The organism is Rhodococcus sp. 14-2470-1b, assembly GCF_002259415.1.
Taxonomy (GTDB): domain Bacteria; phylum Actinomycetota; class Actinomycetes; order Mycobacteriales; family Mycobacteriaceae; genus Rhodococcoides.
The window spans coordinates 102,137-128,684 of the sequence record NZ_NPFY01000035.1 but is presented as its reverse complement, the minus strand read 5'-3'; the positions used below and the strand labels follow the sequence as shown (position 1 = coordinate 128,684).

The window sequence follows — 26,548 nt, the reverse complement described above, 5'->3', positions numbered from 1 at the left end:
TCGAAAGATTTCGGTGGAGGTGGAACCGATCGGGGTTCGGGTCCGTCAAATCTAAGTGGGAGAGGTAGTCGGTCGTCTGAGGGGGAGACCGGCTACCTCTCCTCTCGTTAGTTCGGGGTCATGCAGGGCCGAGGTTTTCGGCGTGTTCGGCGGTCCGGCCCTCGCCGGGTGTACGTACCCTGCAGGCCGCCCAGACGGCGGCGGTAGCAGCAGTCGTCGCGCCCGCCCCCGCAACGTGAATGGCCACGAGCGCGGCAGGCACGTCGTTCAGGTACTGGACAACCCCCACGAGAGACTGCGCCACCACGATGGCGATCAGGACCTTCAACCGCGTCGTCACGTTCTGCGTCGCCTTGACTGCGTACAGGCCGAACCCGAGACCGACCAGGAGTGCGAGGTACGCCACGAGGAGCTGCGCGTGCAGGTGCACGAGTGTGACGATCTCCACCTCGAAACGAGGGACGGGTTCGTCGATGCTCTTGTCGCCGGCGTGCGGTCCTGCGCCCGTCAACATCGTCCCAGCCACCAACACACCTGCCATGACGACGCCGGAGAGGCCCGTCAACAGGCGTAGCGGTTCGGGGACAGTCTTGACGACTACGGTGTCCTCGTCGGATTCGGCAACCTTGAAGTACAGAAGGGTCGCGAGCCACACCATGGCCATCGAGGCCAAGAGGTGGATGGCGACAGTCCACCACAGAAGGCCGGTCAGTACTGTGATACCGCCCAGGATCGCCTGAACGACCGTTCCCAGTGGCATGAACCACGCGAACAGGATCACGTTGTTGCGTCTGCGCGCCCGGGTGACAGCGAGAACGATGGCTGCCGCGGCGAGCACGACGACGAATGTCAGAAGCCGGTTGCCGAACTCGACGGCCTGGTGGAGTACAGGGACCTCGGACACTCCGACGGGAGTGAAGCTACCGGGAAAGCACTGCGGCCACGTCGGGCAACCAAGACCCGACGCGGTGACACGCACTACAGCGCCGGTCACGGCGATGCCGCCCTGAGTCAGGATGACGACGAACGCCAGGATCTTCTGCGCTCGCACCGAGGGCAGCGGCAAGCGGTCGACAATGCGCAAATACGCTCGATACAGCACGTAGCGATGGTAGACGGCGATCAACTACACGCTGTCGTTGACCCCGGCGGGGTATTTCAGGTGAAGCGGAACGAGCGACTCGCGAACACGCCGCACAGTCCTGCCCAGCCGAGAAGAACGGCGATTCCGAACCCGTCGACGGAACCGGTGACCGCCTGGCCGAGTGCTTCCGCGAGCGCGCCCGACGGCACCAATCGTGCGATCGTGTGCAGGGTCGTCGGCAGGTCGTCGGCGAGAACGACGAGAGAGCCGATTCCCAGCATCACGAACCACAGGATGTTCGCGAGAGCCAGGACGATCTCTGCCTTGAGGGTGCCGCCGAGCAGCAGACCCATGGTGGCGAACGTCGTCGTACCCAGCGCGATCACGACGGCGCCGAGCAGCAGGCCGGTGACCTCCGGCCGCCAGCCGAGGGCCAGCCCGATTCCGCCGAGAACCACGGACTGCAGAATCACCACGAGCAGAACGGCGATGGACTTTCCGGCGATGATTCCCCACTTGGGCAGTGGGGTCGCACCCAGTCGTTTGAGTGCTCCGTAGCGGCGATCGAATCCGACGGCGATGGCTTGGCCGGTGAACGCCGTGGACATCACCGCGACCATCATCACTGCGGGCACGACCTGATTCACCGGTTCGTTGCCCATCGCACCCAGTGGCAGCAGCGTGAGCCCGATCAGCAGGGTGATCGGAATGAACATCGTCAGCAACAGTTGTTCGCCGTTGCGCAGAAGCAACTTCAGCTCGAGCATCGCCTGAGCGGACAACATCGTGATCGGCGAGCTGGGTTCGGGTTTCGGTGCGAACAGTCCCTCGGCGAACCTGTTGCTCGCGAGCCGCACGTCTTTGCGAGCTGTCATTTCCTGAGCTCCCTGCCGGTCAATTCGAGGAAGACGTCTTCCAGCCGTCGCTGATCCACCTGCAGTTCCGTTGCCAGTACGTTCTGTTCGGCGCACCACGACGTCACCGTCACCAGTATCGACGGTTCGATCACGCCCTCGATCGCGTACGAACCGGCACTTTCCTCGACCGGGTGGTACCCGGCCGGAAGTGCCGCGTCGAGCAAAGACAATTCGAGTCCGGCGGGCGCGCTGAATCGCAGTCGCCCCTCCGCTCCCTGCTTCGTCAGTTCCGATGCCGTCCCGGACGCGACGATCTTGCCGTTGTCGATGATGACGAGTTCGTCGGCGAGCTGCTCGGCCTCGTCCATCAGATGTGTGGTCAACAACACGCTGACTCCGTCACGACGAAGTGCGTCGACGAGTTCCCAGACAAGCAGACGTGCCTGCGCGTCGAGACCGGCCGTCGGCTCGTCGAGAAACACCAGTTCGGGGCGGCCGACGATGGCACAAGCCAGCGCGAGGCGCTGCTGCTGACCACCGGACAGCCGCCGATACGGTGTCTTCGTCGCTTGCGTGAGGCCGAGGCAGTCCAGCAACCAGTCGGGGTCCAGCGGGTCGTTCGAGTACGAGGCGACGAGCTTCAACATCTCGCCGGCTTTCGAACCCGGGTAGGCGCCTCCGCCCTGGAGCATCACTCCGATGCGGGGCCGTAGCTGTGCCGATTGAGTGATCGGATCGAGGCCGAGCACGCGCACGGAGCCGGACTCGGGTGCGACGAAACCCTCGCACATCTCCACCGTCGTCGTCTTGCCCGCGCCGTTGGGTCCGAGAAGGGCGAGTACCTGGGCGCGCTCGACGGTGAATCCGAGTCCGTCCACGGCTACGGTGCCGTCGTACGTCTTGGTCACGTCTGTCAGCTGCACTGCGGGCTGCGTCGAGTTCGACGCCCCGCTTCTGGTCTGCGCACCGGCGATCACGAGGAACCAGCGTATTCCCCGACCGGTCGACCGGGTTCCGGTGGTCCGGTCTCGCCTCGCCACGGCAGCCGTGAACGTGTGAGCAGGAACAGGATGCCGATGGTCAAGATGGTCATCAGTGCAGCCTGAACGATCTGGAACGGAAGATACTCGCTGCCGTTCGGCATCAGTATGACGCTGACGATCGACGAGAAGACGATGGCGGGCCCGCGGAACGCCCGTGTCGTCGCCCAGGCGGCAAGGGGAGTGACCGCCCACAGCAGGTACCAGGGCTGAACGACGGGGAAAAGCAACACAAGGGCACCGAGCGACACTCCGAGGGCGCCGACCGGATGCAGGCGTCCCTTCAGCACGGCGACGAGCATTCGCAGTGCGATGAAGCCGGCGACGAGCGCTGCGATCGGTCTCGTGAGGCTGAGCACTGCGGTGGTGTGGTCACCGAGCCCCAGAAGTACGCCGACGAACCCAGTGCCCAGGCCGAGAATGGTGGGGATGGACATCCAACTCCGCACGACTCCCGCGGTGCCGAGGGTGTGCACCCACCCGAATCCGAGACCACTGACCGCGCTGACGCCGACGATGATGACGACGCTCACCGCTCCCAGCAGAGCGGCAGCCGACGCGACCGCCCGGAAGCTGCCTCCCCACCTGCGAGCGAGGGCCATGCCCACGAACCCCAGTGCGATGAGCGAGGGGATTTTCACCGTCGAGGAAAGCGCGATCAGAGCAGCGCCGGACAACAACAGGAGCAGGGATGTCTTCTTCAATGGATCCGCGGACTCGATGGCGCGCAGCGCGAGCTCGGTACCCGCCAGCATCAATCCGATCATCAGCGCTTCGTTGTGAATACCCGCCACCAGGTGGAACAACAGGAGAGGATTCGCCGCGCCCAGCCACAGGGCGCTCACCGCAGCCACACCGCACCGTTTCGCGAGCCTGGGCAGTGCCCAGACGATCAGCGCGACACCGGCGATCGCCAGAAGTCGATGCAGGAAGATCCCGGCCACGATGTTCTCACCGGTCAACCACGTGATCCCGCGGCCCATCCAGAGAAACAGCGGACCGTACGGCGCAGGCGTCTCACGCCAGATGTTGGGGACAGTTCTCGTGAGAACGTTGTCCACGCCCAATGCACCGGCAGGGCCGATCTCGTAGGGGTCGAGGCCTCGAGCAGTGATCTCGCTCTGCGCGAGGTAGGAATAGACGTCGCGGCTGAACATCGGCGGAGCGACACACAACGGAAGAATCCACAGCAGCAGGGTTCTGTCCAACTGCGATCGCGTCAAGCGCCGCGGAGCCGTGCCGCCGCGCAGGCGTCCGACGGCGAACCGGCCGAGTAGCAGCCAGGCCAACACCACCATCACCGTGCCGGTCATCGTCACGGTCAGCGCAGTGGTGGCCATCCGGGACGGCAGGCTGAGGATTCGAACGCCGACAACCGGGTTCTGCAGCACCGGCTGCGCTCCCGCGCCGAGAGCACCCACGGCCATCAGAATTGCGCCGGCAGCACCGAACCTGCGAATACTGCGGAGCTGACCGGTCTCGGTGGCATTCAGGCCGGGTGATTCGGCCTCGTCCCCGTGAAGGATCGACACACTCGACTGACGCTGATCGGCATCGAGCCCGACCAGGCGACGCAGTGGCCGCACCACGCGTCGCTCGACACCGGATACCGGACGCACGACGTCGACGGAGGAGACCGCGGACTTCGGTTCGATGTTCTGCTCGTCAGCGGTCGGTGGCACCAAAAGAGCGTAGCGGTGCCGCGCGGCCGCGATGCATGCCACTCGAACGACTCGACCTCTCGGATGAGAGCGGCACCTCAACACGAGCTCGGCCTGCGATATTCCCTGGTGACGCCACCAGGTGAAGAAGGGCACCCTTGCTGGACCAGTGCAATCAATTCCGTCACACTGGTGTTGTGAAAACCACGACTACCGCGGCGCGCGCACGCGAAAGCGCCGGCAACGGCACAATCGCTCCTGCTCACACGCCTGCTGGTGGTGTCGGCACTTCCGGCGTCGGCCACGAAGGTCAAACCCGGAGTGCTGTGGTGACTCTACTTCTCGAAGAGGGCCCGATCACCGCGTCGGACATCGGTACCAGGCTCGGTCTGAGCGCCGCCGGTGTTCGCCGTCACCTCGAAGCCCTGATCGACAACGGAGAAGCTCGGGTCGCGCCCGCCGCTGCCCTCCGGCAGCGAGGCCGAGGCCGCCCTGCCAAGCACTTCCAGTTGACAGCGGCCGGGCGGAACAAGCTGGGACACACGTACGACGATCTGGCCGGTGCCGCGATGCGGCAGCTGCGAAAGATCGGCGGAGACGCAGCGATCGAAACTTTCGCGCGCCAGCGAGTCGACGCGATCGTCGCGGACCTCGAACCGATCAGCGGCGACGAGCCGTCGGACATCGAGGAGGCCGCAGATCGCATCGCCGACGCGTTCACCGCGGCCGGCTTCGCTGCATCGACGCGGGTGGTGGGTAACGGCGTCCAGATCTGCCAGCACCACTGCCCGGTGTCGCACGTGGCATCCGAATTCCCCGAGTTGTGCCACGCCGAGCGCGAGGCCTTCGCCGAGCTGCTCGGTACTCACGTGCAGCGTCTGGCCACCATCGCCAACGGTGACTGCGCCTGCACCACGCACGTGCCCTTGACCAACCCAGTCGATCTGTCCACCCCCTCCACCCCGTCCGGTGCTCAGCCCAGTACCGGACATCGCACAAGCCTCCGGAAGGAGCTCGCATGACCGTCACACCAGATCAGGTGACACCAGCAGTGCCGATGACTCAGGACGAGACCATTGCCTCGCTCGGCAACTACGGCTACGGCTGGTCGGACTCGGACGTCGCAGGCGCGAGCGCGCAGCGAGGCCTGTCCGAGGCCGTCGTGCGGGACATCTCCGCGAAGAAGAGCGAGCCGGAGTGGATGCTGGAGGCTCGGTTGAAGGCGCTCAAGACCTTCGACCGTAAGCCGATGCCCAACTGGGGTTCCGATCTCGACGGCATCGACTTCGACAACATCAAGTACTTCGTGCGTTCGTCCGAGAAGCAGGCGGCGACGTGGGACGACCTGCCCGAGGACATCAAGAACACGTACGACAAGCTCGGCATCCCCGAGGCAGAGAAGCAGCGCCTCGTGTCCGGAGTTGCGGCGCAGTACGAGTCCGAGGTCGTCTACCACTCGATTCGTGAGGATCTCGAGGCGCAGGGTGTCCTGTTCCTCGACACCGATACGGCGCTGAAGGAACAGCCCGAGCTGTTCCGCGAGTACTTCGGCACCGTGATTCCTGCCGGTGACAACAAGTTCTCCGCGTTGAATACCGCAGTGTGGTCCGGCGGATCGTTCATCTACGTGCCGCCCGGCGTGCACGTCGACATTCCGCTGCAGGCCTACTTCCGCATCAACACCGAGAACATGGGGCAGTTCGAGCGGACGCTGATCATCGTCGACGAGGGCGCATACGTGCACTACGTCGAGGGATGCACGGCGCCGATCTACAAGTCGGACTCGCTGCACTCGGCGGTCGTGGAGATCATCGTGAAGAAGGGCGGTCGGTGCCGCTACACGACCATCCAGAACTGGTCCAACAACGTGTACAACCTGGTCACCAAGCGCGCCAAGGCAGAGGCAGGCGCGACGATGGAGTGGATCGACGGCAACATCGGCTCCAAGGTCACCATGAAGTACCCGGCCGTGTGGATGACCGGCGAGTACGCCAAGGGTGAGGTTCTGTCGGTCGCGTTCGCCGGACCGGACCAGCACCAGGACACCGGTTCCAAGATGCTGCACCTCGCGCCGCACACGTCGTCGAACATCGTCAGCAAGTCGGTGGCCCGCGGTGGCGGACGTACCTCGTACCGAGGTCTGATCCAGATCAACAAGGGTGCGCACGGCTCGCGTTCGACGGTGAAGTGCGACGCGCTGCTGGTCGACACGATCTCGCGCTCGGACACCTACCCGTACGTCGACATCCGTGAAGACGACGTGTCGATGGGCCACGAGGCGACAGTGTCGAAGGTCAGCGACGATCAGCTCTTCTACCTGATGAGCCGCGGTCTCACCGAGGACGAGGCCATGGCGATGGTGGTCCGCGGCTTCGTGGAGCCGATCGCCCGCGAACTACCCATGGAATACGCGCTCGAGCTCAACCGGCTCATCGAGCTTCAGATGGAAGGATCGGTCGGTTAAGTGAGCAACCCAGCGGTACCCGCGAACGGTGTGATCGACGCAGTGACGTCGGAGAATCCGGCTCGTGAAGACAAGTCCAAGCTGGTCGCCAACAAGGGCGCCCAGTTCACCTCCTACGACGTGAACGCGTTCGAAATTCCGTCCGGTCGGGACGAGCTGTGGCGGTTCACGCCTCTGCGGCGCCTTCGCGGGCTCCACGACGGCTCGGCGGTTGCCACGGCGGGTGCGAACATCACGGTGTCCGACGCCGCCGGCGTGACTGTCGAGACCGTGGCCCGCGACGACGCTCGGATCGGTGTGGCCGGCGTGCCGGCCGATCGCATTGCAGCGCAGGCGTACTCGTCGTTCTCCGACGCGACGGTCGTGACCGTCGCCTCGGAGAACGAAGTCGCCGAGCCCATCGAGATCACCGTCACCGGCCCCGGTGCCGACGCGATCGCGTACGGGCACCTGCAGATTCGGCTCGAGAAGTTCGCCGTCGCGACCGTCGTCATCGACCAGGTCGGTAGCGGAACGTACGCCGAGAACATCGAATTCGTTGTCGACGACAGCGCGCAGCTCACGGTCGTGCTGATCCAGGACTGGGAATCCGACGCAGTGCATGTCGCGGCGCACCACGCCCGGCTCGGTCGTGACGCAGTGCTGCGACATTTCAACGTCAGCCTCGGCGGCGACCTGGTTCGGGTCAGCCCGACGGTGCACTACGACGCGCCGGGCGGCGACGCCGAGCTGCTCGGTCTCTACTTCGCAGATGCCGGTCAGCACCTCGAGCAGCGACTGCTGGTCGATCACACTGCACCCAAGTGCAAGTCCAACGTGCTCTACAAGGGCGCTCTGCAAGGCGAAGCAGGCCCGGGGAAAGTCGACGCACACACAGTCTGGATCGGCGATGTCCTCATTCGCGCCGAAGCCGAGGACACCTCGACGTTCGAGTTCAACCGCAACCTCGTACTCACCGACGGTGCACGCGCCGACTCGGTGCCGAACCTGGAAATCGAGACCGGTGAAATCCTCGGTGCCGGGCACGCAAGCGCCACCGGCCGTTTCGACGACGAGCAGCTGTTCTACCTGCGCGCTCGTGGCATCTCCGAGGACGCCGCACGACGGTTGATCGTGCGCGGCTTCTTCCACGAGATCATCAACCGCATCCCGGTTCCTGCGGTCCGCGAGCGTCTCGACGCTGCGATCGAGACCGAACTCGCTGTCACCGGCGCCTAGTCATTCATCGAACTTCGTAAGGAATTTTCATGTCCACGCTCGAAATCCGCGACCTCCACGTCAGCGTCGCGAACTCCGATGCCACTGCAGAGCCGATCGACATTCTCAATGGCGTCGATCTCACGGTGCGTTCCGGTGAGACGCACGCCATCATGGGTCCCAACGGATCCGGCAAATCGACGCTGTCCTACGCCATCGCAGGCCACCCCAAGTACACCGTCACGTCGGGAACGATCACTCTCGACGGCGAGGACGTTCTGGAGATGAGCGTCGACGAGCGTGCTCGCGCCGGACTCTTCCTCGCGATGCAGTACCCCGTCGAGGTTCCCGGCGTCTCGATGTCCAACTTCCTTCGTACCGCGGCAACTGCCGTGCGTGGCGACGCACCCAAGCTCCGTCACTGGGTCAAAGAGGTCAAGACCGCGATGGGCGAACTCGAGATCAAGGAAGAATTCGCCGAGCGCAGTGTCAACGAAGGATTCTCCGGCGGCGAGAAGAAGCGCCACGAGATTCTGCAGCTCGGCCTGCTCAAGCCGAAGATCGCGATCCTCGACGAGACCGACTCCGGGCTCGACGTCGATGCCCTCCGTGTCGTGTCCGAGGGCGTGAACACGTACAAGGAGCGCGAGGACGGCGGCGTGCTGCTGATCACCCACTACACCCGCATCCTGCGCTACATCAAGCCGGACTTCGTGCACGTGTTCGTCGGCGGCAAGATCGTTCAGTCCGGCGGAGCAGAGCTCGCCGACGAGCTCGAGGCCAACGGATACGCAGGGTTCACTCAGGCTGCACCGACAGGAGCGTGAGGATGGTCGCGCCGGCTGCTCTGAAAGACAGCGCCTTCGACGTCACGTCGATCCGCGCGGATTTTCCGATCCTGGCGAGGACCGTTCGTGACGACAAACCGTTGGTGTACTTGGATTCCGGGGCTACCTCGCAGCGCCCGGTGCAGGTTCTCGACGCCGAGCGGGACTTCCTCGTCACGTGCAACGCTGCCGTACACCGCGGCGCACACCAACTCGCCGAAGAAGCCACCGATGCGTACGAGGGTGCCCGGGCGCTGATCGCATCCTTCGTCGGTTCCGACGTGGACGAGGTCGTGTTCACGAAGAACGCGACCGAGTCGTTGAATCTCGTGACGCACGTGCTCGGTGACGACCGGTTCGATCGACGGGTCGGTCCTGGCGACGAGATCGTGATCACCGAGCTCGAGCACCACGCCAATCTCGTTCCGTGGCAGGAACTCGCACGACGAACCGGTGCGACACTGCGGTGGTACGGCGTGACCGAGGACGGACGAATCGACCTGGATTCACTCGAGCTCACCGAGCGCGTGAAGGTCGTCGCGTTCACCCACCAGTCCAATGTCACCGGCGCAGTGGCGCCGGTCGACGAGCTGGTGCGGCGAGCGCGGGCCGTAGGTGCGCTCGTCGTACTCGACGCATGCCAGTCGGTGCCCCACATGAGCGTGGATTTCCACGCGCTCGACGTCGACTATGCGGCGTTCTCCGGGCACAAGATGCTCGGACCGTCCGGGGTCGGTGTGTTGTACGGCAGACGTGAGCTACTCGAAGCGATGCCGCCGTTCATCACCGGTGGTTCCATGATCGAGACCGTGACGATGGAGAAGACGACGTACGCGCCGCCGCCGCAGCGGTTCGAAGCGGGCGTGCCGATGACATCGCAGGTCGTCGGACTCGGTGCGGCAGTGCAGTACATCGAGCGCATCGGTATCGACGCCATTGCGGCGCACGAGAAGACCCTCGTGGCAGCTACTTTGGCCGAGTTCGCAGCGATCGACGGCGTCCGAGTGATCGGGCCGACCGAGAACGTGAACCGAGGTTCCGCAGTCTCGTTCGTCGTGGACGGGATCCACGCCCACGACCTGGGGCAGATCCTCGACGACGAGGGTGTTGCCATCAGAGTCGGTCACCACTGCGCCTGGCCCCTGCACCGCAGGTTCGGCGTCGCCGCGACCGCACGGGCGTCCTTCGCTCTGTACAACACTGTGGACGAGGTCGCTGTCCTGGCGAATGCAATACGCCGGGCGCAGACGTTCTTCGGGGTGGGAGCGGAGCCTGCAGGAGTGACCCGTAGTGGGGTGGGAGCGGAGCCTGCAGGAGTGACCCGTAGTGGGGTGGGAGCGGAGCCTGCAGGAGTGGCTCGAGAGGCTGGGGGTGCTTGATGCGAATGGAGCAGATGTATCAAGAGGTGATCCTGGATCACTACAAGCATCCGCACGGCCGCGGCCTGCGTGAGCCGTTCGGTGCCGAGGTCCATCACGTCAATCCGACGTGTGGTGACGAAGTGACGCTCCGCGTGCACATCTCCGATGACGGCACCGTCGACGATGTGTCCTACGACGGTCAGGGGTGCTCGATCAGTCAGGCGTCGACGTCTGTGCTGACCGATCAGGTCGTCGGGCAGTCGGTGGGGGACGCGCTGAAGATCGTCGAATCGTTCAACGAGATGGTCGGCAGCCGGGGTACCGTCGAAGGTGACGAGGAGGTCATCGGTGACGGAATCGCTTTCGCCGGAGTGTCGAAGTATCCCGCGCGTGTGAAGTGCGCGTTGCTGGGATGGATGGCTTTCAAGGACGCGGTTGTTCGAATAGTGGACGAGAGCCCGACACAGAACGAGAACACAGCGGGGCCTGTTGAACCCGCACGATCGTAGGGACGGCAAGAATGACCGAAACTGACACCACGGTGACAGAGACGACCGAGACCGACCAGGTGCCTGCACCGTTGACCCCGGAGGAGATCAAGGTCCTCGAGGATCTCGAAGAAGCGATGCGTGACGTCGTGGACCCGGAACTGGGCATCAATGTCGTCGACCTGGGTCTCGTGTACGACATCAAGATCGATGACGAGGAGATCGTCACGATCGACATGACCTTGACGTCGGCGGCATGCCCGTTGACCGACGTGATCGAGGATCAGGCGCGCGGTGCGCTCGTCCGCAGCGGACTGTGTTCGGACCTGAAGATCAACTGGGTCTGGATGCCGCCGTGGGGCCCGGACAAGATCACCGACGACGGTCGAGAGCAGCTCAGGGCGCTCGGCTTCACGGTGTAGCGACAGCGCTCCGAGGACCGAGCTCGCGGCGAACGAAGTTCACGGAGCAGGAAGTACTCAGGCTCCTTTGCGTGCCTGAGTACTTTTGGCGGCGGTCTTCTTTGCAGCAGCCGCCTTCTTTGCGGGTGCCTTCTTGGCTGCCGCTTTTTTGGCCGGAGCCTTCTTCCCGGCTGTCTTCTCAGCGGGTTGCGACGAACTGCTGGAACTCTTCGCGTTCTTGCCCGCAGCTTCGACACTCCGCTGTAGCGCGGCGACCAGGTCCACCACCTCGGCGTCCTCGCCGTCGTCGGACGACGATTCGTCGGTCTGTATTACCTTTTCCCCACCGTTGGCGATGGTGTCGTCGATGAGCTTGCGGAGTTCGATCTGGTAGTCGTCGGTGAACTCGGTGGGATCGAAATCCGACGACATGCTTTCCACCAGCGACGTCGCCATCTTCACTTCTTGCGGGCGCGCACTGGGGGCGTCGTCGAGCGACGGGAACTCGGCGGCTCGAACCTCGTCGGGCCAGAGCAGCGTCTGGATCACCAGAACGTCGTCGCGTACGCGCAGGGCGGCCAAACGCGTCTTCTGCCGGAGAGTGAAATGCACGAGCGCGGTTCGCTCGGTTTCGAGCAAGGTCTGGCGCAGCAGAACGTACGCCTTGGGGGACGACGAATCGGGTTCGAGGAAATAGCTCTTGTCGAACAGAATCGGATCGATCTGCTCCGTCGGAACGAACTCGAGCACGGGGATCTCGTGTTTCTCCGCGGCAGGTAGCTTGTCGAAATCCTGGTCGGTGAGGATGACGCGTTCACCGTCGGGGGAGTCGTAGGCCTTGTCGATGTCCGCGAACTGCACCGAGTTACCGCACTCGGAGCACACCCTGTCGTACTTGATGCGGCCGCCGTCCTTCGCGTGCACCTGGTGGAACCTGATGTCGTGTGTCTCGGTCGCGGAGTAGACCTTCACCGGGACGTTGACGAGCCCGAAGGCGATCGATCCCTTCCAAATGGAACGCATGGGGTTCATGATTCACGAGATACGTGCGTCAGTCGACCCCAATGGGCAGAAAACTATCGGCCTGCAACTGTTCGCGCTATCGCAATCCTGGCCTCGGTGGGCAGCGTTGGAAACATGCGGGTCATCGCCAGTGCGGTGCCCTTGGGGTCCGCCCGTCCGGACAGGTAGGCGCGCTGCAGCGCCACCGGCAGATCGAAGAAGCTTGCGAAGAAGTGTGGAACGAGCTCCGGTTGGAGTCCGAGGGCGGTTCGAAGTCCGAGGTTGCGCAGCTTCTGTACCGCCCAGATCGACAGCGAGCCGACGCGCTCACCTCGCCTGATGTAGTCGACCACCTCGTCGGCTGCGGTGAGCGAGGCCGCGACGCTGTAGCCGGTTGCAGGATGCATCATCGACGATCGGGCTCCGAATCGAACCACCCCGCGTTCCGCACCGTTCGCCGGTGGCGGCTGGACGGGAAATCTGACCCGCTCGACAGGTTCTGTGCCCGAGACGACTACGCCTCTGTTCCGCAAACGAGTCCGTAGGCGCTCTTCGAGGACGGCGAAGCTCAACGCCGGACGTCCCACCAGACAGGTCTCCTCCAGCAATACGGTCTCGGGGTCGGTCGACACCGCGTACAGGAAGCTGGGGACATCCGTCGGTGCCGCACCGTTGTCGCGGCGCCAGTCCATGAACCACGCGTCGACGCCGTCGAGTGCCGGTGCCGCGATGTCTCTCGGCACCATGATTCCGAACGCGGTCTGTTCGGCGAGGCCGATCTCGCCGATCGTTCCGCGGGCGTCGACGACGGTTCCGGCACCGAGCAGCGTGCCGTCGGCGAGGGTCACCGAATGCGCACGGACGGACTCGGCGTGAGCCTGCACCTCCTGAACGGCGTCGGAGCGGAGGCTGCGTTGCAGTGCAGCAGTGTCGAGAACGCAATACGGGCGTTCGATCGATCGTCGAGCCGTGGTGAAGACGGTGGGGCTGGAGGTTCGCGTGGCCACGACATCGGGGGAGAGCCAAGCCGGTAGCTCGTCCGACCACGCGGAGTAGGTGGGCGTCCAAGTTCTGTCGGGGTGTGGGTCTACGGCGATCACCGTCATCCCCGCTGCGGAGGCTCTGGCACTCAGCGCGCGACCCGCCGGGCCGAGTCCGACCACCACGACATCGGCGGAACGGGAGGCGTTCACAGCCCTCCGGTGGCCAGCAGACCTCCGTCGATCCGAACGGTCTCGCCGGTGAGCCAGGATGATTCGTCCGATACGAGAAACGCGACCAAGGAGGCGACGTCCTCGGGTACGCCCAATCGCTTCATCGGGTACATCGCCGCGGCCGCGTCCTCACCTGCGGCGACCAATGCTTCGGCGAATTTGGTCTTCACGACGCCGGGGGCCACTGCATTGACCCGAATCGTCGGTCCGAGCTGCCAGGCCAGTTCCTCCGTCAACCTGATGAGCGCAGCCTTCGACGCTCCGTACGCCGCGATGACACCGGTCGACCGGATGCCTGCAACGCTGGCGAGGTTGACGACGGCGCCGCCGTGGTCCTTCATCCAACCTCGGTATGCCTCCTGCACGAATCCGAGAGTTGCCACCACATTGGTGTCGAAAATCTTCTTCACGCCGGCGAGGTCTGCTTCCATCAGCGACCCGTACACCGGGTTGATGCCCGTGTTGTTGACCAGAATGTCCAGAGACCCGAGTTCGGCAACCGTTCGATCGACCGCTTCGCGACGAGACTCTGCGTCACCTGCGTTACCGGCGATGGTCAGGACCTTCGCGCCTTCTGGTGCCGCAGCCTGCAGTTCACCGGCAGCGTCGGCGAGCGGTTCCGGCTTGCGGGCGGTGATGGCAACGTTCGCGCCGCGCCCGAGCAACTCGGCGGCTATCGCCTTGCCGATTCCCCGGCTGGCGCCGGTCACCAGAGCGGTTCTTCCGGTCAGATCCTTGCGTGGTGCAGTGTTCGCGGCTGTCATGGGCGTGACGTTACCGGTGTCACTGGCGCGGGTGGTCGGAGCACGCCGTTCGACGGTCTAAAATGAGTGGTTGCTCTGTCTTCGACTCCTCGCCGCGCACGTGGTGCGAGGAACAATCGATCGAGATGCATGCCCTGTTGTCTTCCCAGTCCAAGGAGCCTACGCGTGATCACCGCCACCGACCTCGAAGTTCGTGCCGGTGTCCGCACGTTGCTCTCGTCGCCAGGACCTGCCCTCCGCGTACAGGCCGGCGACAGGATCGGGCTCGTCGGCCGTAACGGTGCAGGCAAGACCACGACCCTCCGCATTCTGGCCGGCGAAGGCGAGCCGTACGCAGGCTCGGTCGTGCGAACCGGTGAGCTGGGTTATCTTCCGCAGGACCCGAAAGAGGGAGACCTCGACGTTCTCGCGAAGGATCGGGTGTTGTCCGCGCGCGGCCTCGACACGTTGCTGCACAAAATGGAGAAGCAACAGGCGCTGATGGCCGAGACCGCCGACGAAGATCGCCTGGACCGTGCGGTACGCAAATACGGCGAGCTGGAGGAGCGATTCGCGTCTCTCGGCGGCTACGAGGCCGAGAGCGAAGCTGCTCGGATCTCCAACAGCCTGGGATTGCCGGATCGCATCCTCGGCCAGCCGCTTCGCACGCTGTCCGGTGGACAACGCCGTCGCGTGGAGCTCGCTCGCATTCTGTTCGCCGCGTCGGACGGCAGCGGCGGCCGCTCCACCACCACGCTTCTGCTCGACGAGCCCACCAACCACCTCGACGCCGATTCGATCACCTGGCTGCGAGGATTTCTGCAGAACCACGAGGGCGGGCTGATCGTGATCAGTCACGACGTCGAGCTGCTCGGCGACGTAGTCAACCGTGTGTGGTTCCTCGACGCTGTCCGCGGCGAGGCGGACATCTACAACATGAACTGGAAGAAGTACCTCGATGCGAGGGCGACGGACGAACAGCGTCGTCGCCGCGAGCGCGCAAATGCGGAGAAGAAGGCGGGCGCTCTGCGCGTACAGGCCGCGAAAATGGGTGCCAAGGCGACGAAAGCCGTTGCAGCACAGAACATGGCGAAGCGCGCCGACAAACTGTTGGCCAACCTGGACGCCGAGCGGGTGTCGGACAAGGTTGCGCACATTCGCTTCCCCGAACCAGCGCCGTGCGGGAAGACCCCGCTGATGGCGAAGAACCTGACGAAGATGTACGGATCCCTCGAAATCTTCGCCGGCGTCGATCTCGCCATCGACCGAGGAAGCCGGGTGGTGGTGCTCGGGCTCAACGGCGCAGGCAAGACGACTCTCCTCCGTATCCTCGCCGGCACGGAGAAAGCCGACACGGGCGACATCGAACCGGGCCACGGCATGCGCGTCGGATACTTCGCTCAGGAACACGACACCCTCGACGACAACGCGTCGGTGTGGGAGAACATCCGGCACGCGGCTCCGGACACGGGGGAGCAGGAACTTCGTTCGCTCCTCGGTGCGTTCATGTTCACCGGACCTCAACTCGAGCAGCCCGCCGGGACTCTGTCCGGCGGTGAGAAGACCCGTCTGGCGCTCGCCGGTCTGGTCTCCTCGGCGGCGAACGTGCTTCTGTTGGACGAGCCCACCAACAACCTCGATCCGATCTCCCGCGAGCAGGTGCTCGACGCCTTGCGCAGCTACAAGGGTGCCGTCGTGCTCGTCACGCACGATCCCGGTGCCGCTGAAGCGCTGTCACCGGAACGCGTCATCCTCCTTCCCGACGGCACCGAGGACCACTGGTCCCAGGAATACCTGGAGCTGATTCAGCTCGCGTGATCGAGTTCGTCGCGTTCGGCCATGCCGCGTGGCCTCTGTCCTCTACCCTGAATCCGCGGGGGAATTTCGGTGAGCGAACACATTCGTAGCTGACTGGAGGATCCCATGGCCAAGGAGCGAGCCCGAAAGTCGACGTACATGAAAGGTGCTCGTATAACCGGTGATTCGCGTGATCGCCTGCAATCCTCGCTGAAGGAGCAATACGAGGCCGGAGCGAGTATCCGGTCCTTGGCCGTGCGAACGGGTAGGTCGTACGGTTTCGTGCACAAGGTGCTGGGGGAGTCCGGCACAGTTCTCAGGTCACGCGGCGGACCCAACCGAAAACCCGCAGCACGCTGACGACTGCAGAGCGGTGACGACGTGATTCGCTAGCTGGTCGCGTCGGGCTTTCGGACCGACTCCTCGACGAGGTCGAGCACTGCAGCAAGGTTGTGACCGTCCTGGCCTGATGCAATCCGTGCGACCAGGCCGTCGAGAACAAGATCGAGATACTCGACCATGACGTCCGGTGCGACGTCGTCCCGCAGGCGTCCCGCGGTTTTCTGCCGTTCCAGTCGGGCCAGTGTTGCATCCGTCAATTCGGCGGACTGCTGGGACCAGCTGTTTCTGAACTCGGGGTCGGTGCGCAGGCGTCGGGCGATCTCGAGCCTCGTACCCAGCCATTCGAAGCGATCCGGCTCCTCGAGGATGTCGCGCATGACCTGGACCAGACCCTGGCCCGCCGCGACTTCAGCCATGCGGCGAGCGTCTTCTCGGGCGAGTGCCAAGAACAGGCCGTCCTTGTCCTTGAAGTGATGGAAGATGGCCCCGCGAGACAGGCCGGTGGCCTCTTCGAGGCGGCGAACGGTGGCGCCTTCGTAGCCGAACTCACCGAAGCATCTGCGTGCGCCGTCGAGAATCTCACTGCGCCGCGCGGCCAACTGGTCTTCACTGACCTTGGGCACGTGCACGCCTCCTTCGTCGGACTGCCGGTGCGCACGGTCGGCGCACTCCAGGGACCTGCTGGCAAGCGCAGAACGCGCACGAGCACCGCAACCGCCGAGGCCTGAGCCCGACGTGTGGTGGTCGTGCGCGTTCTGCTGTCCTGGTCGGTGATGGTGTCACCATCCAGGGACCGAAATCCAGTGGCGTCTAGCCGCGGATCATGTTGCGCAGCACGTACTGCAGGATGCCACCGTTGCGGTAGTAATCCGCCTCACCGGGGGTATCGATGCGCACCACTGCGTCGAACTCGACCTTGGTTCCGTCGGTCTTGGTGGCGGTGACGGCCATGGTCTTCGGCGTCACGCCCTCGTTCAGCTTCTCGATACCGACGATGTCGAAGGTCTCGGTGCCGTCGAGCTTCAGCGACTTCGCGCTCTCGCCCGCCGGGAACTGCAGCGGCACGACGCCCATGCCGATGAGGTTGGAGCGGTGGATCCGCTCGAACGATTCGGTGATGACGGCCTTGACGCCGAGCAGAGAGGTGCCCTTTGCTGCCCAGTCACGCGAGGATCCCGAGCCGTACTCCTTGCCGCCGAGGACGACGAGAGGAATGCCGGCGGCCTGGTAGTTCTGCGAGGCGTCGTAGATGAACGACTGCGGTCCACCGTCCTGGGTGAAGTCACGGGTGTATCCACCCGAGACGTCGTCGAGGAGTTGGTTCTTCAACCGGATGTTCGCGAACGTTCCGCGAATCATGACCTCGTGGTTACCGCGACGCGAACCGAGCGAGTTGTAATCCTTGCGCTCGACGCCGTGCGAGTCGAGGTACTGGGCTGCAGGCGTACCGGCCTTGATCGGTCCGGCCGGGCTGATGTGGTCGGTGGTGACCGAATCGCCGAGCAGGGCGAGGACGCGAGCGCCCTTGATGTCCTTGACCGGAGCCGGTTCCATCTCCATGCCGTCGAAGTACGGGGGCTTCCGCACGTACGTGGACTTGGGGTCCCAGTCGAAGGTGTCGCCCTCCGGGGTCGACAAGTTCTGCCAGCGGCTGTCACCGGCGAAGATTGTCTCGTAGGACTTGCTGAACATGTCCCGGCTGATCGAGGACTGGATGGTCTCCTCGATTTCCTGCGAGGACGGCCAGATGTCCTTGAGGTACACGGGGTTACCCTCGTGATCGGTTCCGAGGGAATCGTTCTCGAAGTCGAAGTCCATCGTGCCTGCGAGGCCGTATGCGATGACGAGGGGAGGCGAAGCCAAGTAGTTCATCTTCACGTCGGGGGAGATGCGCCCCTCGAAGTTGCGGTTTCCGGACAACACGGCGGTGACCGAGAGGTCGTTGTCGTTGATCGCCTTGGAGATCGGCTCGAGCAGAGGGCCGGTGTTACCGATGCACGTGGTGCATCCGTAGCCGCCGAGGTAGTACCCGAGCTTCTCGAGGTACGGCCACAGGCCTGCCTTCTCGTAGTAGTCGGTGACGACCTGAGATCCGGGGGCCATGTTGGTCTTGACCCACGGCTTGGTGGACAGGCCCTTCTCGACGGCGTTTCGAGCGAGCAGCGCCGCGCCGAGCATGACCGACGGGTTGGACGTGTTGGTGCAGGACGTGATTCCTGCAACGACGACGGCACCGTGGTCCAATACGAATTCACCGGCCTCGTCGGTGACTACGCGAACGGGCTTGCTCGGGCGTCCTTCGGAACCGTAGGCGGCCGAACGAACGTCGACGGCGTCGTCTTCGGCGAAGCTCAGCGATGCGGGATCGCTGGCAGGGAAGGACTCGTTGAGTGCTTCGTCCAGCTTGCTGTCGCCCTCGTGCGCGGGGTGGTTTTCCTCGACGTAGTTGTGGATGTCCTTGCGGAAAGCGATCTTCGATTCCGACAGCAGGATTCGGTCCTGCGGACGCTTCGGTCCGGCGATGGACGGTACGACGGTGTTGAGGTCGAGTTCGATGTACTCGGAGTAGACGGCCTCGTTCTCGGGGTCGTGCCACATGCCCTGCTCTTTGGCGTATGCCTCGACGAGCGCCAGCTGCTCGTCGCTGCGGCCGGTCAGCCGCAGGTAGTTGATGGTCTCCTCGTCGATCGGGAAGATCGCTGCGGTGGAACCGAACTCGGGGCTCATGTTGCCCAGGGTCGCGCGGTTCGCGAGGGGGACCTCGGCCACGCCCTTACCGTAGAACTCGACGAACTTGCCGACGACACCGTGCTTGCGAAGCATTTCGGTGGCGGTCAACACCACGTCGGTTGCGGTGACGCCGGGCTGGATCTCACCGGAGAGCTTGAAGCCGACGACGCGGGGGATGAGCATCGAGACGGGCTGGCCGAGCATGGCTGCCTCTGCCTCGATACCGCCGACGCCCCACCCGAGAACACCGAGGCCGTTGACCATCGTCGTGTGCGAGTCGGTGCCGACACACGTGTCGGGGTATGCCTGGCCCTTACGGGTCATGACGGTGGGTGCGAGGTACTCGATGTTGACCTGGTGGACGATGCCCATGCCCGGGGGGGCGACCTTGAAGTCGTCGAACGCGCCCTGGCCCCAGCGAAGGAACTGGTAGCGCTCGCCGTTCCGTTCGTACTCGAGGTCGACGTTGCGCTCGAGCGCGTCGGCGCGACCGAAGACATCCAGGATGACCGAGTGATCGATGACCATGTCGGCGGGAGAGAGCGGGTTGACCTTGTTCGGGTCGCCGCCGAGAGTGGTGACTGCTTCGCGCATGGTCGCAAGGTCGACGACGCAAGGGACGCCGGTGAAGTCCTGCATGATGACTCGTGCGGGGGTGAACTGGATTTCGATGCTCGGGTCGGCCGAGGGGTCCCACGACGCGATCGAACGGATGTGGTCGGCGGTGATGTTGGCACCGTCTTCGGTGCGGAGGAGGTTCTCCGCGAGAACCTTCAGTGCGTAGGGCAACTTCTCGGCGCCAGGGAGGGCTGACAGGCGGAAGATCTCGTAGGAGTTGTCTCCGACTTCGAGGGTGCCCTTTGCACCGAACGAATCATTACTGGCGGTCACTTCAGCTCCACTCGTCTTGAGGCACACCGCCGACGGGGCTGTGTCGACGGTTGAAGCGAGACGCACCTCGCAGGCTGGTGCCGCTGGCTTGTTCGTCTCGCGGTCGAGTCTAACAGTACGCTTGTCCTGTTGAAACGAAGGGCAGCCTACATTGCAGGTCGACGGCCCTCGACTGTCGATCTTCGTCCAGCGAACCTGGCTACGCAATGCAGGGGAACCTCACTCGCAGGCGGGTAGCCCGGTAAGTCGCGAACCCGTCGGTCGCGGCGTCACGTAGTGTTCGTTCGTCGAGCACGGTCCGAACATCGACGACGTCCGGTACACCCGTGATGCCGAAAGGGCGAGTGCTCGACCGTCCCGATGCAGCTAGTGAACTGGAACCTTTCTGATGCCTGTACCCGGTCTTGCTTTCACGCCGATGTCGGCCGACGTACCTCCCGGTGTCGACGTCGACACGATCGTCGCGGAGGTCTCGGCGACCGGCGTCAGTGCACCGGCCTCGATCGAGAGCCAACTCGAGTCCGCGGTGGACCGCGCCGAGGAACACGGCATCGATCTGTCCATCGTCGTGGTGGAGGACAACCCGCGGCACGACTCCCAGTTGCGCGATCTGGCCACGGCTGTCGGCGCAGAGGACGGCGGGACCGTCTTGGTGCTGAGCCCGAATCAGGTGGGGTCGTTCAGCGACAGCGTCAGCCGAGTTGTTCTGGAAGCCGGGCAGGACCGCACCTACACCGGGGATCCGGTGGTCGCCGCGGACAATTTCGTCGACACTTTGATCGAGCCGAGTGCTCCCTGGACCGCAATCACGGCCGTGATTCTCGTCGTGGTCGCCGGAGCGTCCGCGGCCACCGCGTGGGTCAAGATCAAACGGCGGCGAACGAAGGCCGACGCACCCTCGTCGAGGGTTCCCCGAGCCTGAAGGATTCTCTCTCCGAGGGTTGCCTGCGCATCGCGCGAAAAAGTCCAAAAAAATGTTTCGGGCGAACACCCGAGTTCAGCGCGTTTTCACCGGTCGAATGACAAATGTGTCATTTGTGACTGGAGTTTCCTCAGTGCTCAAAGTGTCGTACGGTGCCTTTGGCACTGCTGGGGAAGGAGTGTCGCAGAGGGCAGAGGTGTATCCGAGTTGTCTCGGGAGGCCGATGCTTCGGGTGTGACCGGCGTGGTCTGCATCTGACGTGTTGCTGCGTGCTCTCTCCCTGCCCGGCGGATCGACGAGGACATCTTGGGGAAGGCTGTCCAGCGGTCCGTCCGGCGTCGACAGCTTCCTCGTGAAGCGGTCGCGAGCGCCGGGACCGAGGGAGACTTTTTGTGAGGCGTCGAGCTGATCGCGGCATTCGCCGTGGAGCGTTCTCTGCCACTGCACGACTACTGGTCGGGTCCGGACTGGTGATAGCGCTGCTCGGTGCCGTGTCCGGCACCGCTGCGGCCGTGCCACCACCTCCGCCGAATCCGTCCGACTCGGACATCGCTGCGGCCGGTTCACGGGTGGAGCAGCAGCTCGGCGCTGTCGGCCAGTTGATCAATCAGGTTGCCGCAGCCAATCAACAACTGGCGCAGCTCGACGCCGACGTCGCGATCAAGCGCGAAGACGTGAACAGGGCACTCGTCGACCTGCAGAACGCCCGCGATGCTGCCGACGTCGCCGCGCAACTGGTCGGCGTCGCACAGCAGGCACTTGCCGACGCAGGCACGCAGATTCAGGCTGCTCAAACCAAGTTCAACGATTTCGCGGTGTCGAGCTACACACAGGGCACAGGCGTGGCATCGATCTCGTCGTTCCTCGGGTCGACCGGGCCGGACGACGTACTCGATCGAGCGCAGGTGCTGAAGGTGCTGTCCTCCAGTCAGAATGCTGTTCTCGACGGACTGCAACGTGCGCGTACCGAGCAGGCGAACAAGGACTCCGCCGCCCGCGAGTCGAAGCAGCAGGCCGACGCCGCTGCCAGCGACGCGGAGAGCAAGAAGGCTGCCGCGGAAGACGCCATTGCCACTGCGCGGGCGGCCCTCGCAGCCCAGGCCGAGCAGAAGACAGCAATCGAGGCGCAACGCGATTCCGCGCAATCGCAACTGGACTCCGCACGATCCGAGGTTGCGGGACTCGAGGGTCAACGCGATGCGTACTCCGCCTGGGAACAGCAGAAGGCTGCCGAGGACGCAGCAATCGCGGCGGCAGCAGCCGCCGCACGCGATGCTGCCGTCCAGGCGGCGGCCCGTGTCGCCGCGAATCAGGCCGCGTCCGCGGCAGCGGCGGCGGCAGCAGCCGGACAACGCTCGCACACCGCCATCGACGATTCGGACTCCAGCCCGTCACCGTCCACGTCGACGACGAAGAAGCCACGCAGCAGTGGTCAGAGCAATCCTTCTCTGACCGGCAGTGCCGCCGTGGAACTCGTCATCGACCGCGGCATGTCGCAGTTGGGTGTGCCCTACTCGTGGGGTGGCGGAGACGAGAACGGGCCGACCAAAGGAATTCGTGACGGAGGTGTCGCCGACAGTTACGGGGACTACAACAAGGTTGGTTTCGACTGCTCCGGATTGATGATCTATGCGTTCGCCGGCCTGGGGATCTCACTCCCGCACTACACGGGTTACCAGTACACCGCGGGCAAGCAGGTTCCGTCCTCGGACATGAAGCGCGGAGACATGCTGTTCTACGGTCCGAACGCGAGCCAGCACGTCGCGTTGTACCTCGGTGACGGAAAAATGCTCGAGGCCCCTCAATCGGGCAGCGTCGTGAAGGTCTCGCCGGTCCGGTACGACGGCATGACCCCGTACGCAGTGCGCATGGTCTCCTGAATCGGTGTGCATGGTCTCCTGACCGCGGTACCGATAGGCTCGCCCGTGCGCGCCGGTAGCCTGGGGCGGGACCGTCGGCGCGTTCCGTCGTCACCTGCAATAGTTGGTGGCGGACATGGAGGAACGTGCCCGCGAAATGTCGAGTGGAAGCGGTGGATTGTTGGTGGCATCACGTGACGGCGTGTCGAACGGTGACGCATCGAAGGCCGACCTGTCGAAGGGCGACGGATCGAGGGGCGACGGATCGAAGGGCGACGGATCGAACGGGGGAGTGTCGAACGTAAGTGCTTCGCACGGTACGGAGCCGAAGACCACGGACCGGAACGCTTCGGTGGATGCCGTGAACGATCTGCAGCAGGACGTACGCATTCTCGAAAAGGCCGTGTACGAGGTCAAGCGCGTCATCGTCGGCCAGGATCGGCTTGTCGAGCGTATTCTTGTCGGCTTGCTCGCCCGCGGACACGTTCTGCTCGAGGGCGTTCCCGGAGTGGCCAAGACGCTCGCCGTGGAGACGTTCGCCAAGGTGGTCGGCGGTTCGTTCTCTCGTGTGCAGTTCACCCCGGACCTGGTGCCGACGGACTTGATCGGTACCCGCATCTACCGACAGGGACGCGAGGAGTTCGACACCGAACTGGGCCCTGTCGTCGCCAATTTCGTACTGGCGGACGAGATCAACCGTGCCCCGGCCAAGGTCCAGTCCGCGCTTCTCGAGGTGATGGCCGAACGGCACGTCTCCATCGGCGGCAAGACGTTCCCGATGCCCGATCCGTTCTTGGTGATGGCCACACAGAACCCGATCGAGAACGAAGGCGTGTACCCGCTTCCGGAAGCCCAGCGGGACCGCTTCCTGTTCAAGATCGTGGTGGATTACCCGTCGGTCGAGGAGGAGCGGGAGATCGTCTACCGGATGGGAACCGCGGTCCCCACGCCGAAGCAGATACTCGACCCGGCTGAGCTCGTCCGCTTGCAGAAAGTCGCGAGCAACGTCTTCGTGCACCACGCTCTCGTCGATTACGTCGTCCGAGTCATCGCGGCAACTCGAACACCGGAGCAGCTCGGTCTCGACGACGTCGCCAGTTGGATCGCTTACGGTGCATCCCCTCGTGCGACGCTCGGCATCATCTCGGCGTCTCGTGCACTTGCACTGCTCCGCGGACGTGACTACGTAGTTCCGCAGGATGTCCTCGAGGTCATTCCCGACGTGCTCCGGCACCGGCTCGTCCTGTCCTACGACGCTCTCGCCGACGAAGTCACGCCGGAGGACGTCATCACTCGCGTCCTGCAGACCGTGGGGCTTCCACAGGTTGCACCGCAAGCCGTCGGAGGTGGGCCGCAGCCGCCGGTTCCGAACCAGCAGCAGGGCCCCAACCCTCAGCAGCCACCTTTTGCGCAGCAGCCACCGTTTGCACAGCAGCCACCGTTTGCACAGCAGACGCCGAATGCACAGGTTCCCCACACGCCTCATCAGCCACCTCACCAGCAGCAACCGCATCCGCAGTCGGGTCAGTTCCCGGTACCGGGCGGGCAGGGACCAGGACCGGGCATCGGTGCACCCCAGGGTCAGCAGGGTCATCAGGTTCCCCAGGGTCAGCAGGGGGCACAACCGGCCGGCAACGAGTCGGCCGCGGGTAGCCAGAAGCAGTGAGGGGACCGGCCGAAGGTGCCGTTCGGCGGCACGAGGCTCGCCCACCGTCGTTCCGGAGCGGGGAACTACGGGACCCGTCGCTCGCCGCGGCGCTCCGAACGCTCGAACTGACGGTTCGGCGTCGGCTCGACGGTGTGCTTCACGGCGATCACCTCGGGTTGATTCCAGGCCCCGGGTCCGAGCCGGGGGATGCTCGCGAGTATCAGCCGGGCGACGACGTGCGTCAGATGGACTGGTCGGTGACGGCACGCACGACTCATCCGCACGTGCGCCAGTCGGTGGCGGATCGGGAGCTGGAAACGTGGATGGTTCTCGACCTGTCGGCAAGCCTCGACTTCGGAACCACCGGATGCGAGAAGCGCGACCTCGCCGTTGCCGCGGCCGCCGCGATCACGCATTTGACCGGGGGAGGCGGTAACCGGATCGGAGCGGTCGTTGCCAACGGCTCCACACTGACGCGAATTCCCGCGCGCGGTGGGCAGATTCACGCACAGTCGATGCTGCGAACGATCGCGACCACTCCCAGCGCAGTAGACGGTGTCCGAGGTGATCTGGTGGGCGCGATCGAGTCGCTTCGACGGCCGCAGCGCAGGCGCGGGATGGCGGTGATCATCAGCGATTTCCTCGGGCCGATCGACTGGGAACGGTCGCTGCGAGCAATCGCGGCGCGGCACGATGTCCTCGCCGTCGAAGTACTCGATCCGCGCGACCTCGAACTTCCCGACATAGGAGATGTGGTGCTGCACGACCCCGAATCAGGGCGCACCCGAGAGTTCAGCACCACGCCGCGGTTGCGGGCGGATTTCGCCGAGGCAGCAGCAGCGCACCGGAGCGACGTCGAGCGTGTGTTGCGCCGATGTGGGGCGCCGCGTCTTACCTTGCGGACCGACGGTGACTGGATCGCCGACGTGGTTCGATTCGTGTCCTCGCGGAGGCACACGCTCGGGGCAAGCGCTGCCAACACTGCACGGGCGGGTCGCCGGTGAGCTTGTCCGACTTCACCTCTCCGTGGTGGCTGCTGTTTCTGTTGGTCGTCGGCGCTCTCGTCGCCGGATACGTCGTCGTCCAGCGTCGCCGTCAGAAGAACACTCTGCTGTTCTCCAACATGGAGTTGCTGGAGAAGGTAGCTCCCAACCGGCCCGGGTATTGGCGGCACGTACCGACGGCTCTGGTGCTCGTGGGCCTGCTTCTGCTCACCGTTGCGCTGGCCGGACCGACGTCGGATCAACGGGTTCCGCGCAACCGCGCAACCGTCATGCTCGTGATCGACGTGTCGCTGTCCATGGAAGCGACCGACGTCGAACCGTCACGTCTGGCGGCAGCGCAGGAAGCCGGCAAATCGTTCGCCGACGGCTTGACTCCCGGCATCAACTTGGGACTGGTGGCGTTCGCCGGCACTGCTTCGGTGCTGGTGTCGCCCACCGCGAATCGTGAAGCGACCAAAGCGGCGATCGACAAACTCCAGCTCAGCGAGCGCACAGCAACCGGAGAAGCGATCTTCACGTCATTGCAGTCGATCGACACTCTGGGCGCGGTACTCGGCGGCGGAGATGCTGCCCCACCTGCCCGCATCGTGCTTCTGTCGGACGGCAAGCAGACGGTGCCGGAGAACCCGGACGACCCGAGAGGCGGTTACACCGCGGCGCGTGCTGCTGCCGAGAAGGACGTGCCGATATCGACCATCTCGTTCGGAACGAGCTACGGCACCGTCGACATCGAGAGCGAATCGGGTTCGGAGAGAGTGCCGGTGCCGGTCGACGACCCGTCGCTCAAGGAAATCGCCACATTGTCCGGCGGCAGTTTCTTCACGGCCTCGTCGTTGGAGGAACTACGGGCCGTCTACGACACTCTCGAGGAGCAGATCGGTTTCGAGATGACGCGGGGCGACGCGAGTAGACCGTGGCTGATTCTCGGCGTCTTGTTCACCGCGGCGGGGCTCGGTACGGCCTTGGTGCTTCGACAGCGTTTGCCCTGATTTACCGAATTCGTACCGATTCACTGT

At 64.4% G+C, this 26,548-nt stretch carries 22 protein-coding genes and 1 pseudogene; 14 read left to right on the top strand and 9 right to left on the bottom strand.

The window, feature by feature from the left end:
• Positions 1-118: 118 nt before the first annotated feature.
• Genes CH293_RS23785 through mptB form a run of 4 tightly spaced genes read right to left on the bottom strand, consistent with a single transcriptional unit; the run spans position 119 to position 4,570 of the window.
• Complete coding sequence (locus tag CH293_RS23785) at positions 119-1,102, bottom strand: heme A synthase (protein WP_052059557.1); 984 nt, start codon at positions 1,100-1,102, stop codon at positions 119-121.
• A gap of 56 nt (positions 1,103-1,158) precedes the next feature.
• Positions 1,159-1,959: an ABC transporter permease gene (locus CH293_RS23780; RefSeq protein WP_094721666.1), complete on the bottom strand. Its 801-nt coding sequence runs from the start codon at positions 1,957-1,959 to the stop codon at positions 1,159-1,161.
• Complete coding sequence (locus tag CH293_RS23775; protein ID WP_241483920.1) at positions 1,956-2,918, bottom strand: ABC transporter ATP-binding protein; 963 nt, start codon at positions 2,916-2,918, stop codon at positions 1,956-1,958. The genes CH293_RS23780 and CH293_RS23775 overlap by 4 nt, the downstream gene beginning before the upstream one ends.
• Positions 2,915-4,570 carry a polyprenol phosphomannose-dependent alpha 1,6 mannosyltransferase MptB gene (mptB, locus tag CH293_RS23770; RefSeq protein WP_241483930.1) on the bottom strand — a complete coding sequence of 552 codons (1,656 nt, stop codon included), beginning with the start codon at positions 4,568-4,570 and terminating at the stop codon, positions 2,915-2,917. Before mptB ends, CH293_RS23775 begins: the two co-directional genes overlap by 4 nt.
• Before the next feature lie 269 nt (positions 4,571-4,839).
• Here mptB and CH293_RS23765 point away from each other — a divergent pair, with 269 nt between their 5' ends.
• The 7 genes and pseudogenes from CH293_RS23765 (at position 4,840) to CH293_RS23735 (ending at position 11,401) form a co-directional block, all read left to right on the top strand.
• Complete coding sequence (locus tag CH293_RS23765; protein ID WP_094721665.1) at positions 4,840-5,664, top strand: metalloregulator ArsR/SmtB family transcription factor; 825 nt, start codon at positions 4,840-4,842, stop codon at positions 5,662-5,664.
• Complete coding sequence (gene sufB, locus CH293_RS23760; protein WP_019666341.1) at positions 5,661-7,106, top strand: Fe-S cluster assembly protein SufB; 1,446 nt, start codon at positions 5,661-5,663, stop codon at positions 7,104-7,106. The genes CH293_RS23765 and sufB overlap by 4 nt, the downstream gene beginning before the upstream one ends.
• The gene (gene sufD, locus CH293_RS23755; RefSeq protein WP_094721664.1) at positions 7,107-8,324 is read left to right on the top strand and encodes a Fe-S cluster assembly protein SufD; all 1,218 of its coding nucleotides are present in this window, start codon (positions 7,107-7,109) and stop codon (positions 8,322-8,324) included. It begins immediately after the preceding gene.
• A gap of 29 nt (positions 8,325-8,353) precedes the next feature.
• A complete protein-coding gene (sufC, locus tag CH293_RS23750; protein WP_020110107.1) occupies positions 8,354-9,130 on the top strand; it encodes a Fe-S cluster assembly ATPase SufC in 777 nt (258 codons plus the stop codon).
• A 2-nt stretch (positions 9,131-9,132) separates the two neighbouring features.
• Positions 9,133-10,389, top strand: a pseudogene (locus CH293_RS23745) (cysteine desulfurase); the annotation flags it as partial.
• A 119-nt stretch (positions 10,390-10,508) separates the two neighbouring features.
• Positions 10,509-11,000, top strand: coding sequence for a Fe-S cluster assembly sulfur transfer protein SufU (sufU, locus tag CH293_RS23740; RefSeq protein ID WP_037113209.1), 492 nt, complete (start codon positions 10,509-10,511; stop codon positions 10,998-11,000).
• Between the two features lie 11 nt (positions 11,001-11,011).
• Positions 11,012-11,401, top strand: coding sequence for a metal-sulfur cluster assembly factor (locus CH293_RS23735; RefSeq protein WP_037113210.1), 390 nt, complete (start codon positions 11,012-11,014; stop codon positions 11,399-11,401).
• 57 nt (positions 11,402-11,458) lie between these two features.
• Here the strand turns inward: CH293_RS23735 and CH293_RS23730 are convergent, their stop codons facing one another.
• Genes CH293_RS23730 through CH293_RS23720 form a run of 3 tightly spaced genes read right to left on the bottom strand, consistent with a single transcriptional unit; the run spans position 11,459 to position 14,360 of the window.
• A complete protein-coding gene (locus CH293_RS23730; RefSeq protein ID WP_094721663.1) occupies positions 11,459-12,403 on the bottom strand; it encodes a Ku protein in 945 nt (314 codons plus the stop codon).
• Positions 12,404-12,456: 53 nt separating this feature from the next.
• Positions 12,457-13,575 carry a lycopene cyclase family protein gene (locus tag CH293_RS23725; protein WP_094721662.1) on the bottom strand — a complete coding sequence of 373 codons (1,119 nt, stop codon included), beginning with the start codon at positions 13,573-13,575 and terminating at the stop codon, positions 12,457-12,459.
• Positions 13,572-14,360, bottom strand: coding sequence for an SDR family oxidoreductase (locus tag CH293_RS23720; RefSeq protein ID WP_037113212.1), 789 nt, complete (start codon positions 14,358-14,360; stop codon positions 13,572-13,574). Before CH293_RS23720 ends, CH293_RS23725 begins: the two co-directional genes overlap by 4 nt.
• A 165-nt stretch (positions 14,361-14,525) precedes the next feature.
• Here CH293_RS23720 and CH293_RS23715 point away from each other — a divergent pair, with 165 nt between their 5' ends.
• The gene (locus tag CH293_RS23715; protein WP_037113214.1) at positions 14,526-16,157 is read left to right on the top strand and encodes an ABC-F family ATP-binding cassette domain-containing protein; all 1,632 of its coding nucleotides are present in this window, start codon (positions 14,526-14,528) and stop codon (positions 16,155-16,157) included.
• 105 nt (positions 16,158-16,262) lie between these two features.
• The gene (locus CH293_RS23710) at positions 16,263-16,496 is read left to right on the top strand and encodes a helix-turn-helix domain-containing protein (RefSeq protein WP_080733081.1); all 234 of its coding nucleotides are present in this window, start codon (positions 16,263-16,265) and stop codon (positions 16,494-16,496) included.
• A gap of 29 nt (positions 16,497-16,525) precedes the next feature.
• Here the strand turns inward: CH293_RS23710 and CH293_RS23705 are convergent, their stop codons facing one another.
• Positions 16,526-17,101, bottom strand: coding sequence for a TetR/AcrR family transcriptional regulator (locus CH293_RS23705; RefSeq protein WP_037113215.1), 576 nt, complete (start codon positions 17,099-17,101; stop codon positions 16,526-16,528).
• Positions 17,102-17,288: 187 nt separating this feature from the next.
• The gene (locus CH293_RS23700; RefSeq protein ID WP_094721739.1) at positions 17,289-20,099 is read right to left on the bottom strand and encodes an aconitate hydratase; all 2,811 of its coding nucleotides are present in this window, start codon (positions 20,097-20,099) and stop codon (positions 17,289-17,291) included.
• Between the two features lie 388 nt (positions 20,100-20,487).
• On the opposite strand from CH293_RS23700, the gene CH293_RS23695 reads away from it, so the two are divergent.
• The 5 genes from CH293_RS23695 (at position 20,488) to CH293_RS23675 (ending at position 26,521) form a co-directional block, all read left to right on the top strand.
• Complete coding sequence (locus tag CH293_RS23695; RefSeq protein ID WP_037113216.1) at positions 20,488-21,021, top strand: DUF6676 family protein; 534 nt, start codon at positions 20,488-20,490, stop codon at positions 21,019-21,021.
• 392 nt (positions 21,022-21,413) lie between these two features.
• Positions 21,414-22,901: an NlpC/P60 family protein gene (locus tag CH293_RS23690; RefSeq protein ID WP_094721661.1), complete on the top strand. Its 1,488-nt coding sequence runs from the start codon at positions 21,414-21,416 to the stop codon at positions 22,899-22,901.
• A gap of 331 nt (positions 22,902-23,232) precedes the next feature.
• Positions 23,233-24,546: a MoxR family ATPase gene (locus CH293_RS23685; protein WP_255122973.1), complete on the top strand. Its 1,314-nt coding sequence runs from the start codon at positions 23,233-23,235 to the stop codon at positions 24,544-24,546.
• The gene (locus CH293_RS23680) at positions 24,543-25,532 is read left to right on the top strand and encodes a DUF58 domain-containing protein (protein ID WP_094721659.1); all 990 of its coding nucleotides are present in this window, start codon (positions 24,543-24,545) and stop codon (positions 25,530-25,532) included. Before CH293_RS23685 ends, CH293_RS23680 begins: the two co-directional genes overlap by 4 nt.
• Positions 25,529-26,521, top strand: a complete 993-nt coding sequence (locus CH293_RS23675) for a VWA domain-containing protein (RefSeq protein WP_019666325.1) — start codon at positions 25,529-25,531, stop codon at positions 26,519-26,521. The genes CH293_RS23680 and CH293_RS23675 overlap by 4 nt, the downstream gene beginning before the upstream one ends.
• Positions 26,522-26,548 lie beyond the last annotated feature (27 nt).

Excerpts from the sequence above, each read along its gene's own strand:
- sufB (WP_019666341.1), top strand. The coding sequence starts at position 5,661 with ATGACCGTCACACCAGATCAGGTGACACCAGCAGTGCCGATGACTCAG.
- CH293_RS23710 (WP_080733081.1), top strand. The coding sequence starts at position 16,263 with ATGGCCAAGGAGCGAGCCCGAAAGTCGACGTACATGAAAGGTGCTCGT.
- CH293_RS23720 (WP_037113212.1), bottom strand. The coding sequence starts at position 14,360 with ATGACAGCCGCGAACACTGCACCACGCAAGGATCTGACCGGAAGAACC.
- CH293_RS23780 (WP_094721666.1), bottom strand. The coding sequence starts at position 1,959 with ATGACAGCTCGCAAAGACGTGCGGCTCGCGAGCAACAGGTTCGCCGAG.
- CH293_RS23695 (WP_037113216.1), top strand. The coding sequence starts at position 20,488 with ATGCCTGTACCCGGTCTTGCTTTCACGCCGATGTCGGCCGACGTACCT.
- sufC (WP_020110107.1), top strand. The coding sequence starts at position 8,354 with ATGTCCACGCTCGAAATCCGCGACCTCCACGTCAGCGTCGCGAACTCC.
- CH293_RS23730 (WP_094721663.1), bottom strand. The coding sequence starts at position 12,403 with ATGCGTTCCATTTGGAAGGGATCGATCGCCTTCGGGCTCGTCAACGTC.
- CH293_RS23735 (WP_037113210.1), top strand. The coding sequence starts at position 11,012 with ATGACCGAAACTGACACCACGGTGACAGAGACGACCGAGACCGACCAG.
- sufU (WP_037113209.1), top strand. The coding sequence starts at position 10,509 with ATGCGAATGGAGCAGATGTATCAAGAGGTGATCCTGGATCACTACAAG.